At 61.9% G+C, this 11,478-nt stretch carries 8 protein-coding genes; 1 reads left to right on the forward strand and 7 read right to left on the reverse strand.

The genetic code is table 11. The features are described 5' to 3' along the window. Nucleotides 1-20: 20 nt before the first annotated feature. From PQ467_RS19160 to PQ467_RS19190, 7 genes are all read right to left on the reverse strand, one after another. Nucleotides 21-1,193 (reverse strand): mandelate racemase/muconate lactonizing enzyme family protein, encoded by a 1,173-nt coding sequence (locus tag PQ467_RS19160; RefSeq protein WP_274177133.1) that lies wholly within the window; start codon nt 1,191-1,193, stop codon nt 21-23. A 35-nt stretch (nt 1,194-1,228) separates the two neighbouring features. Further along, nucleotides 1,229-1,918, reverse strand: a complete 690-nt coding sequence (locus PQ467_RS19165) for an SDR family NAD(P)-dependent oxidoreductase (RefSeq protein WP_274177134.1) — start codon at nt 1,916-1,918, stop codon at nt 1,229-1,231. Nucleotides 1,919-1,923: 5 nt separating this feature from the next. Then, nucleotides 1,924-2,868, reverse strand: coding sequence for a dihydrodipicolinate synthase family protein (locus PQ467_RS19170; protein ID WP_274177135.1), 945 nt, complete (start codon nt 2,866-2,868; stop codon nt 1,924-1,926). Nucleotides 2,869-2,894: 26 nt separating this feature from the next. Next, the gene (locus tag PQ467_RS19175) at nt 2,895-3,707 is read right to left on the reverse strand and encodes an IclR family transcriptional regulator (RefSeq protein WP_274177136.1); all 813 of its coding nucleotides are present in this window, start codon (nt 3,705-3,707) and stop codon (nt 2,895-2,897) included. 80 nt (nt 3,708-3,787) lie between these two features. Continuing rightward, the gene (locus tag PQ467_RS19180) at nt 3,788-5,371 is read right to left on the reverse strand and encodes a PHB depolymerase family esterase (protein WP_274177137.1); all 1,584 of its coding nucleotides are present in this window, start codon (nt 5,369-5,371) and stop codon (nt 3,788-3,790) included. Next, a complete protein-coding gene (locus PQ467_RS19185; protein ID WP_274177138.1) occupies nt 5,368-8,295 on the reverse strand; it encodes a TonB-dependent receptor plug domain-containing protein in 2,928 nt (975 codons plus the stop codon). The genes PQ467_RS19180 and PQ467_RS19185 overlap by 4 nt, the downstream gene beginning before the upstream one ends. A 424-nt stretch (nt 8,296-8,719) precedes the next feature. Beyond that, nucleotides 8,720-9,427: a TetR/AcrR family transcriptional regulator gene (locus PQ467_RS19190; protein ID WP_274177139.1), complete on the reverse strand. Its 708-nt coding sequence runs from the start codon at nt 9,425-9,427 to the stop codon at nt 8,720-8,722. Nucleotides 9,428-9,705: 278 nt separating this feature from the next. Between PQ467_RS19190 and PQ467_RS19195 the strand changes: the two genes are divergently transcribed. After that, nucleotides 9,706-11,280 carry a carboxylesterase/lipase family protein gene (locus tag PQ467_RS19195; protein ID WP_274177140.1) on the forward strand — a complete coding sequence of 525 codons (1,575 nt, stop codon included), beginning with the start codon at nt 9,706-9,708 and terminating at the stop codon, nt 11,278-11,280. Nucleotides 11,281-11,478 lie beyond the last annotated feature (198 nt).

Consider the following 11,478-nt stretch of genomic DNA (forward strand, 5'->3'; position numbering starts at 1 on the left):
CGTTTGTTTCGGCGCCGGGCCTATTCGGCCAGATCGCGCATCACGCGGATCAGGTCGCTTTTGCCCTCAAACCCGATGCCGGGCAGGTCGGGCATGGTGATATGGCCGTTTTCCACCTTCACCGTGTCGGGAAAACCGCCATAGGGCTGGAAGAGGTCGGGATAGCTCTCATTGCCGCCCAGCCCCAGACCCGCCGCGATATTCAGCGACATCTGATGCCCGCCATGGGGAATACAGCGCGAGGGCGACCAGCCGCATTCATCCAGCGCCTCCAAGGTGCGCATATATTCGACCAGACCGTAGGAAAGCGCGCAGTCGAATTGCAGATAATCGCGATCCGGTCGCATCCCGCCATAGCGCAACAGGTTGCGCGCATCCTGATGGCTGAACAGGTTTTCGCCCGTGGCCATCGGGCCGGGATAGAATTCGGCCAGCGCGGCCTGAAGTTTGTAATCGAGCGGGTCGCCCGCCTCCTCATACCAGAAGAGCGGATATTCGCGCAGGGTCTTGGCGTATTCGATGGCGGTCAGCGTATCGAAACGGCCATTGGCGTCCACCGCCAGTTGCGCATCATTCCCGATTTCCTTGAGCACCGATTCAATGCGGCGAGCGTCAATGGCAAGGCTCTCCCCGCCGATCTTCATCTTCACCACATTATAGCCGCGGTCGATATAGCTGCGCATTTCGGCGCGCAGGGCATCGTCGTCCTTGCCCGGATAGTAATAGCCGCCCGCCGCATAGACGAACACACGCGGGTTCGCCTCACGCCCCTTGCGTTCGGCCAGCAGGCGGAACAAGGGCTTGTCCGCGATCTTGGCAACCGCATCCCAGATGGCCATGTCAATCGTGCCCACCGCCACCGAGCGTTCGCCATGGCCGCCCGGCTTTTCATTGGTCATCAATGTTTTCCAGACTTTGGCCGGGTCGAAATTCTCGCCGGTTTCATCCAGCAGGGCGGCGGGTTCCGCTTCCTTCAGCCGGTCGGCAAAGCGTTCGCGGATCAAGCCGCCCTGACCATAACGGCCATTGGAATTGAAACCATAGCCCACCACGCGGCGGCCGTTGCGCTCAATATTGGTGACCACGGCGACAAGGCTGGCGGTCATTTTGGAAAAGTCGATATAGGCGTTGCGGATCGGCGACGAGATAGGCTTCGTCACCTCCACGATGTCGATGATGCGAGGAGTGGTCACGGGTTCAACCTTTTGAAAATGGGGGGAGGGGGGCCTCAGAGCGAGGCGCCCCCGCAGATCACGATTTCCTGCCCGGTCAGCGCGCCTGCCTCGGGAGAGAGCAGGAAGGCGACGCAGGCGGCGATTTCATCGGGTTCGATAAAGCGGCCAATCGGCGGCAGTACCGGCGGCACATCCGCGCGGTCGGCACGCTGCAACATGCCGGTGGCGGTGGCGGCGGGGGCCACGATATTGGCGGTGATGGCGTGCGGCGCCAGTTCGGCGGCAAAGGAGCGGATCAGCGCCACCATCGCCGCCTTGGTTGCGGCATACTGGCCTTTGCCCGCGGCGCCGCGACTGGTGCGGCTGCCGATGGCGACGACGCGTCCGCCTGCGCCCATGGCGGGGCAGAGCGCCTGCATCAGCAGGGTCAGCGCGCGGACATGGACCGCCCACATCACATCGCCATCATCGACCGAGATGGCATCCAGCGCCCCCGTCCGCATCAGCCCCGCCGCATGGACCAGACCCTGCACGCCACGCAGCCGGGCCGCCACATCGGCAATCCGGGCCGGGTCGGACAGGTCGGCGATAATCTGCGCGGCCAGATGGGGGGCGTCCTGCGCCTCCACCCGGTCCACGCCGATCACATGCCAGCCATCGCGGGCAAGCCGCCGCGCAATGGCCGCGCCAATGCCCGAGGCGCTGCCTGTCACGGCCACGCTTTTGGGGGGCAGGGTGGCCATGGCGCTCAGGCCCCGACCGTGTGGGCGATGCCCGCTGCCGCAACGGCGGCCTTGATGCGGGCCAGCTCCTCGGTGCTGGGGGCAACCGTGGGCGGGCGCATGGTGGCGTTTGCAAAGATGCCTGCGGCCACCATCGCGGCCTTCATGCAGGCATGGGCTTCGCCGGTGGGCTCGCCATCGCCATAGACGGCATCTTTCAGCGGATCGATCAGACCCTGAATGCGGCGCGCCTCGTTGAGGTCGCCCGCCTTGACCGCATCGAGCAGGTCCATGATGAGGCCGGGGATCAGCGAGGCAAAGCCCACCAGCGCGCCGTCAATGCCCTGGACCATCGAGGCCAACAGATATTCATCGTGACAAGTGAGCAGCGCCTTGTCCGGCGCCACTGCGCGGATTTCTTTCAGATCCTTGGCATATTTGTTCATCTCGCGCGTGCCGATCTTGAAGGCATGGACATGATCCATCTGCGCCAGTTCCGCCAGTAGCGAGGAGGAGAAGGACGCCTTGGTCCAGGCCGGATAGACATGGACCACCAGCGGCAGGCCCGATGCCTTGCCCACGGCCTCGAAATATTCGATCACATGCGAGGGGCGGAAGCCGAAGCGCAGCCAGTGGTGCGGCGGCATGATGTCCAGAGCGGAGGCCCCGGCATCGCGGGCCATGATCGCCTGTTCGGCCGCATCGATCGTGCCCTCGCACACGATGGAGGAGATGATCGGCACCGCGCCATCCACCGCCTTGGCGGTGATGCGCGTTACCTCGGCGCGTTCGCGCGGGGTCAGGGAGAAGACCTCGCCGGTGTGGCCATTGGTCATCAGGGCCTTGATGCCCCGTTGGCCCGAAAGCCAGCGGGCAAAGCGGGTCAGAGCCTGCTCATCAATGCTGTAATCATCCCGAAAGGGGACGGCGATGGCGGGAATAAGGCCCTTGAGGTCAAGCTGGGTGGTCACCGGTGGTTATCTCCTGTGTGAAATGTCTATGGGGTCAATGGATGGGCGGCGGTGGCGCCGGCGGCGCGCACGGCCAGTGAGAGACGACGGGCCGCTTCGCAGGTCACTTCGCGGGCCGCTTCGATAAATTCGTCAAGGCTTTGCCCAAAAGCGGGCGAGGCCACGCTGAGCGCGGCAATCGGGATGCCGTCGATATCGGTGATCGGTGCGGCCAGCACGCGCAGGCCCGTCACCGTTTCCTGATCGGAGACTGCAAAACCATCACGCCGGACCTTGGCGATCTCCGTCAAAATCTGGTCGATATCGACGACGGTATATTGCGTCAGTTGCTTGGGCGGATGGGCCTCGAGAATGGCGCGTTCATCGTCGATGGGCAGATGCGCCAGAATGGCCCGGCCCAGCGCCGATGAGAAAGCGGGCACGCGGTTGCCCACGCGCACATCGACGGCAAGGCGTTGCAGCCCTGCCTGAATGCGTTCGACATAGACCACTTCGGGCCCGTCAAGCACACCGATCGAAGCCGCCTCGATCCGATCGCCAACCAATTGCCGCAGCAGGGGCCGCCCCAGCGAGCGGATATCGGATCGGGCAATCGCGTTAAAGCCCAGGTCGAGGCATTTGAACGTCAGCCGGAAGCGGCGGCTGTCGGGCACCTTTTCCACATAGCCGAGCGAAACCAGCGTGTTGAGCATGCGAAAGGCGGTGGCATTGTCCATCCCCGCCGCGCGGGCGACATCGGCAATGACCAGTTCTTCGGCATCGGGGCCAAAGCTTTGCAAAACGGCAAAGGCCTTGACGATGGATTTGACCAGATTCTTTTCATTCTTTTCATCGCTCACGATGAGGCTCCCGGCAGTGCTTGTCCTGTGGCCGGTCTCTACCAGCCGCAGGCCGGAGCACAAAGCGGGAGCGGTTGCCTTCACTTGCGGTGGCTTTCAAAGAAGTCGAAAATTTGCGGCATGGCCGTGTCAAAGGCGCTGGAGTGGGTGCCGCCTTTGATCTCGACATAGGTGGGCTCGATGCCCTTGGCGCGCAGCATGGCCATGTCGGCCTTCATCCGGTTGAGCATGCCCAATTCGTCGCGGTCGCCCACCACGGCCATGATCGGCATATGGGCGAGGCCTGTTACGTCCTCGCCGATCACCCCGCCAATCGCGGCGGGCGCAATCGCGGCCCAACGTTCGGCATAATGCCCGCCGATCCACCATGTGCCGCCGCCGCCCATCGAATTGCCGGTCAGATAGCGGCGCGCCGGATCGACATGATATTCCGCCGCGACACTGTCGGTGACGGCCAGCACATCGGCCTCGCTGCGCTTGACGCGCTGGGCATCGGCGCCGAACAGGCGGCCCATCGTGGGAACCGCTCCATAAGCGCTGTTGATCCGATAGCCCAAGGGGGCCACCACGATCATGCCGTGCTGCTCGGCCAATTGCTGCATCCGGCCACCGGCGCGGCCCAGCATGTTGGTTTCATCAAGGTTTGCGCCGTGGAGCGCCACGACCAGCGGCCATCGGCGATCCGGGGTCCAGTTCAAGGGGACAAAGAGCTGATAGGGGATCAGCTCGCCCGTCTCGGCAAAGCGATAGGCGCGGTTTTGCAGACCCGTGGCATGAGCGACCGGGTCCTTGCCCTTCGCCAGAGCATCGGCAATCGCCTCGGACCGCGCCAAGGCGGCCTTGAAGTCATAGGAAATGACCTCGCGTGTGCCCGCGTTGATCGCCTTGGCCAAGGCGAAAGGATATTCTGCGGTCTGCTTGGCTGCTTCATGCCCCTTGATCCGCGAGAGTTTGGCCATCATCGCGGCGCGGCGCTCGGCCAGACCGTGGATAATGGTGAAAGGCGTGGCCAATTCGTCGCGCATGCCGTCGGGGGCGGTGATCGTGGTGGTCAGCAGATAGAAGCCGTCCGGCACACCCTTGAAGTTGACCGCAATGGCTTGGGGCAGGGCGCCGCCGATGGACCCTGCGGCCAATTCGCGCATCACCGCCCCGCGCTGGGGCGTGGCCGAACTGGTGGTGATGCCCCGCGTCAGGCTGACCGCGTAGCGTGCGCCCGAGGGGGGCGTTACGGGATAGAGCGCCGTCAATTCCAGCTTGGCCTGATCCTGCGACACCACCGGCTCGGAGGTTTTCAGGGTGAGGGCGCCGATCATCTCCTGCGCCGGAGTCCAGGGGTGGCCCAGCACCAGCGCGACCGCCTGCCATGCGCTGCGCCTTGCCTCGGCGGGGGATTGTTTGGCGGCATTGGCCAGCAGGGCATCAACCTTGGCGCTGTCCTCCGGCGTCAGTTTTGCGCCGGGGCGCAGGCTGGCCACGGTCTGCTCCAGCACTTGCTGGGTGGGGCGAAAGGCCAGACGCCAGAGCGCATTGGCCCGCGCCTTTTGCGCCTGATCCGAGCTTTCGTAGTCCGAAAGCACGGTCTGCGCGTGGCTGACGACAGGCGCGAGGATAAGCCCCGCTCCTGCCAGCACCAGCGCGGCTTTGAAACGGCGCGCGCTCACAGGCCAAACCTCATGCCGACCTTGAAGCTGCGGCCGACATAGTCATAGGGGTTGCCGCCAAGGTTGATCGCGGCAATTGCATATTGGGGCGGGTTCTTGTCAAACAGGTTGCTGATATTGATAAAGAATTGCGCCTTGCTGCCGCGCATGTCGAAATCATAGCCCATGTTGAGGTTGAACAGGGCCTGTCCTTCGAACGTGTTTTTGCTGATGCTGTTGCTGGCGGCGGGATCATAGCCTGCCTCGCCCGGCCCTTTGTAGAGCGGCGAATATTTGATCGAGCTGAAGGCGCGCATTTGCAGGCCGATGTTGAACGCCTTGATCCGGTAATTGATATAGGCGGTCCAGTTCCACTTGGACGAGGCGTTTTGATAACCGGCATAGTCGAGCGTGACGCCGTTCGGCCCGGCGATGTCGGTGCTCTTGTAATGCATCAGATTGTTGACAAACAGCGTGGCGTCGATGCTGCCGGGCAGGCCGATGCGTTCCAGACTGGTGCGATAGCCCGCTTCCAAATCAATACCTTGCGTTTGCAGCAGGGATTGGTTGAAGGGCTGGACGAACACTTTTGAAATGCCAAAGGCCGAACTGTCAAAGGTGATGGCCGAACAATAGGACGTCAGGCCGGCATAGCACCGGGCCAACACGTCCGTCGCCGCCACCGAGGCGATGACGTCCTTGACCTTGATATTGTAATAATCGACCGAGAAGCGCAGGCCGCCCAGCGCGCCATGCCCCTGATAGGCCACACCGGCCGAGAAAGTATCGGCCTTTTCCGGCTTCAGGTTGGGATTGCCCACCGTCTGTTGCGGCAGGCGGGCGGATTGGCCGTTGAACGGGTTGACGAAGGAGCCCGTGGCCGAAACCCCGCCCACGAGGAACAGTTCGGAAAGCGAAGGCGCGCGGATATCGCGTGAACGCGTGGCGCGGAAACGCAGGCCCTGCACCGGTTCATAGACCCCGCCGACTTTCCATGTGGTGACGGCGCCGCTGAGGTTATAATCGGTGCGGCGCACCGCGCCATTGGCCGAGAGCGATCGGATCCCGGTAATATCCTTGAGCAGCGGGAGTTCAAGCTCGCCGTAGAATTCCTTGACCGTGGCCGCCCCGCCATAGGACTTGTTGTTACCCGAGGAATAGAGGCCCTGAATCTGGGCGGCATCGGCGGTCTGGGTCAGCGTATCGCGGCGGAATTCGGCCCCCACGGCCGCCGACACATCGCCACCGGGCAGGCGGAACAGCGGGCCGCTGATGTTGAGCGCCGCGTCGTGGCGCACCATGTAATTCATCGTATATTCAATGCCGGAAACGTAATCCTTGGCCGCCTGCGACACATTGCCCGCGCCAAAGGGATTCATCGGCACACAGCCGGACTGCACATTCGCCATCTGTACCGAATTGGTGAGGCGGTTGGCGGCAAAGCCGGGGTTCGAGGCGATCGGCCCGCACACAATATTGCCGCTGCTGTCCTTCACCGCATAGAGTGCGGCGTAGAGATTGGCTTCACGTGTGCCATAGACCTGCGAGTCGATGGTGGAGCGGCCGTAAATATAGGTCGCGTCCCAATTGAAGCGGTCGAAGATTTTGCCCTTGAAACCGGTCGCGAGCTGGAATGTGGTGTAAGTGTTGTTGGCCGAGGTGCCCAGCCAGTCGGTGTCAATGCGGCCCATATTGAAGCTGGCGATATTGCCCGCTGCCATCTGGGCCTTGATACCGGCGGGCAGATAGGGATTATCGGCCATGATCGTGATCGTGGGAGACTGATGATATTGGGAGAAGGTGAAAACGTTGCTGCGCGCATAGTTGATGTCGGCAAAGGCCTTCACATTGTCCGACAGGTCGTAGGACAGCCGCACCATCCCGGCGAATTGCTCCATCGGTTGCTTCAGGTTCCACTGGGACAATGGGCCTGCGCCGCGATTGGACGAGGAGTTGATCATCAGATTGCCCAGCACTGGCCCGCGGGCCAGAGTGTAGGTCGAACCATCCGGGTTAAAGGCCAGCAAGTTGAGCGCGCTTGAGGCAGCGCCGCCCGTGGTCGTGGCGCCGGTGATCACGCCGCCGGGGGTTTGCGTGGCATATTCCACACCGTTGGCCCATCCAAACGCGGCCGTCCCAGCGGCCCGCGTCGCGCCAAAGGCCAGCGGATTGCCCGAATTGCCCGGCTCGACGGCGCTCCAATCGCGGGTGTAGATATTGCCCACGCCGTAATTCTTGTTGTAATCAGCGCCCGCGACAATGTGCAGCCGATCCTCGGCCAGATTGAGGCCAAAGGACAGATTGCCGCCAAATTCCTTGTTGTCGCCCTGTTGCGAAATACCGCTGTAGATCGAGCCGTGGATGCCTTCGAGCCGGTCGAGCAACACGAAATTGGCAACGCCGCCCACCGCATCCGAACCATAGGCCGCCGAGGCGCCGCCGGTCACCACTTCCATCCGCTTGATAAGACCCACCGGGATGATGCTGGTTGATGTCGTGGCCTGCGGATTGGTGGGCACCGGGCGGCGGCCGTCGATCAGAACCAGCGTGCGCTGGGCGCCAAGGCCGCGCAGATTGGCGAGACTTTGCCCGGTCGAGGTCGAACCGGCGTTGCGCTGAACCTGGTTGGGGCCGGAACTGGCACGGAAGGCGGGCAATTGGTTGATGACATCATCCACCGAGGACGGCGCGGTCTGCAGCATCTTGGCTGCGTCCACCACCGTCAGCGGCGTGGGCGATTGGGTTCCCGCGTTTTGAATGCGGCTGCCGGTAACGATGATGTCCTGAACGGTGGGGGTGGACGGATCATCAGGCTTTGCGGCCGATGGGGTGGTGGGTTGGGCGGCGGTGTTCTTGGGTTTGGCGCTCTGGGCCATGGTCGGGCTGGCGGCCACGGCGCTGAACGTGGCCGCGCTCGCTAACAGTGTCAGCTTGAAAGTCCTCACATCCTGTCCCCTTTTATGTTATTCGGATAACGAATTTTTATTCTCGTAAAATCGTATCTCGCACCTTGGGCCAAGTCAAGAAGCGTCGCGATTTTTGGGGGAACGAGAAAAACGTCTATAAAACCGTGGCTTGAATGGATGCAGTCGCTGTTGTCGCCGGGCTATTGAGGCGCTCGGGCGGTTTGCTCATCCCAATGGGGCAAAGCCTTCCTACCGGATTCGCCTGCGCGCAAACCGCTATCGGAAGGTTATGGGCCGGCACCGCTTCGCACCCCCGCACGCATCATGTGCGACACGAATAGGCTGGGGGGCGGGCGTTGGCGATCAGCGCGCAACTATGGCGCGGCGCCTGTGAAAGTCTGCCCCGGTCTGGCGGCAGCTTCCGTTCATTCACTCCGGATCAAAACCGGAGATGGCAGCGGTCTTATTTGACAGCCGAATGGGTCTGATTGCTGCCGGTCAGATAGGCGAAGCACATCTCGCGCAAGGCATCGCGGCGGCGCAGCACATCCTGCGATCCGGGCAATCCGCTTGGGCAATTGAGTTCGCGGATCGTGAAGGACAGAATGATGTGATAAACCGCATCAATGCGATCATCGACAGCAATCAAGCCATTGACCTCCAGCGCCCGGCGAAGAGCAGCCTTGGCCAAAGCCTCGGCCTTGAAACCAATATCGCGCCCTTTGACGGAGAGGTTAGGGTTCTGTTTGATGATATCAATGGATTTGACAAAGTTTGGATTAAACTGCGCCAAAAGGTTGTAATAATCGTCGATATAGGCGCGCAGATATGCATCAAAATCTTCGCATTGTGCTTCAAGTCTCTGAAAAAGCACCACCTCGGCCTGCAGATTGTCATCCAGTATGCGTGAGATGACAGCTTCGATCATCGCGTCCTTGCTCGCGAAATAGAACTGAACCGCGCCGACCGACACACCGGCCGAGCTGGCAATGCCGGCAAAGCTGAGCGATGCCGGCCCCGCATCTTTGAACAATCTGATGGCGGCCAGCAGGATGCTGTCCCGCGTTTGACGGCTGCGCGACTGCTGCGGCTGACGTTCCACCTTGCCGGCTTGGCCCAGGCTCGCGGGCTGTTTGCGCTTTTGCCGTGAAGAGGTCGTTGTCTCGCTCATGATCACAGGGCCTATACTCGTCCTATCCGCATTGCAAACCAACCAGGAGAGGAGACGATTGACTACACATAAATATAAGAATATTGGTTCTATATAAATCAAGCCCCATCGCATGAATGGTGGCAAACGGGAGTATGGATGCGATGCCCAAGAGCGTTTTACGCATGTCAGGATCGGCGCATGCGCAACAGACGGCCTGTGCCAGTTGCCCGATCCCAATTCACAGCCGACTGTGGGCCTTCAGATCAATCTCAACTTCTGACAAAGGCGCCGGTTTTATGTCTATTGTTCATAAATTTGGGTTGGCCATGCTGGCTGCCGCCTTGGGCAGTTCCGCGCTGGCAGGGCCGACCGTGCAGGTCGCGCAGGGCAAGGTGGAAGGCATCGTCAAGGATGGCGTGGAAGCTTATCGCGCCATTCCCTATGCCCAGGCGCCCGAGGGCAATCTGCGCTGGCGCGCGCCCGAACCTGCCCAATCATGGCCCGGCGTCCGAGACGCCTCGCGCGCAGGCCCCGCCTGCTATCAGGCCGATGGCGGGGCGGGATGGGGCCCTTACACCGCCGAATTCATCGCCCCTGGCCCCTTTGCCGAAGACTGCCTGACCGCCAACATCTGGACACCCGCCCGCAAGACCGGCAGGCTGCCGGTGTTTGTTTTCATCCATGGCGGTGGCTTTGGCGGAGGCGGCGCGAATGTGCCGATCTATGATGGCGCCACTTTGGCAAAACGCGGCGTCGTTGTCGTTACCATCCAGTATCGCGTGGGCGTCTTCGGCTTTCTGGCCCATCCGGCGTTGAGCGCGGAATCGCCGATCCACAGTTCGGGCAATTATGGCCTGCTCGATCAGATCGAGGCGATTAAATGGGTGAAGGCCAACATCGCCCGTTTCGGTGGCGATGCGGCAAACATCACCATCGCGGGGGAATCCGCCGGGGCGGCATCGGTTTCGCATCTGGTCGTCTCGCCCCTTGCCAAGGGCCTGTTTGCCAAAGCGGTGGCCTTCAGCGGCGCCAGCATGGGGGTACCTGTTCCCCCCTTGCGCGAGGGGGAGGCCGTCGGCGTGAAGCTGGCCGAGGATCTTGGGAAGAGCACGCCGGATGAATTGCGCAATGTTTCTGCCGCCCAACTTGTCGAGCGCACCCGCGCCATTCCCGACCCCGGCGGCAAAGCGCCGCCCCTGCTCTTTGTCCCCCATGTCGATGGCGCGGTCGTTCTTTACGATCCGTCCATAGGCGATCGACCCATTGCCAGCAACGTCGCGATCATGACCGGCTATAATGCCGCCGAAATGGTCGACTTCTCCATTGATACTCCGGAGAAATTCGAGACGGCCGTTCGCGCGCGCTATGGCGATTTTGCCGATCGCCTGCTCCGGCTTTACCCCCATGCGACACGCGCCGAGGCCGAAGCATCCAATCTCCTGATGGCGCGCGACCGCTATATGTCGGGCGTCCTCATCTGGGCCAAAGCGCGCCAAAAGACGAGCGGGCAGACGGTCTTTGATTATCTCTATGACCACCCCTACCCGCCCGCGCCGCAGGGCAAGGCCTATGGCGCGTTTCACTCTTCGCAGATTCCGTATATTTTCGGCAATCTGGGATTGGGCAACCGCCATTTCAGCGCGGGTGATGCGAAGATCAGCCGTCAGTGGCAGGATCTGCTCATCGCCTTTATGCGCAAAGGCAACCCTTCGGGCCCGAACGGCGCATGGCCGCCAGCCTCGCAAACGAAAGGCATAAAAGCCATGGTCATCGGCGATCATCCCGGCTTCGCGCCGGTCATTTCTTCAACCGAGCGCTTTGAGGCGTTCAGGGATTATGCGCGGCAAGGTGGGGTTCTCGGCCTCATGTAACATGTCTCGCCACGCCGCCGCGCCACGCCGCAAATGACCGACAGGTGGGCATTTTCAACCTCTGTATTGGCGATAAATTTCCCTTTGCTCTCAATCCCCGATGACAGCGCGACCGGTGCCCGCCCCCTTGGTGCGGGCCACCTTTGCCCTGTCCAATGATGTGCGTTCGCAGGGGTGGTTCGGGCCTTGGTGGCCCAT

The sequence above is a fragment of the Novosphingobium sp. KACC 22771 genome (genome assembly GCF_028736195.1).
GTDB lineage: Bacteria > Pseudomonadota > Alphaproteobacteria > Sphingomonadales > Sphingomonadaceae > Novosphingobium.

Bases quoted from the DNA above. Each gene is read 5' to 3' on its own strand.
- PQ467_RS19195 (WP_274177140.1), top strand. From the start codon at position 9,706: ATGTCTATTGTTCATAAATTTGGGTTGGCCATGCTGGCTGCCGCCTTG.
- PQ467_RS19165 (WP_274177134.1), bottom strand. From the start codon at position 1,918: ATGGCCACCCTGCCCCCCAAAAGCGTGGCCGTGACAGGCAGCGCCTCG.
- PQ467_RS19190 (WP_274177139.1), bottom strand. From the start codon at position 9,427: ATGAGCGAGACAACGACCTCTTCACGGCAAAAGCGCAAACAGCCCGCG.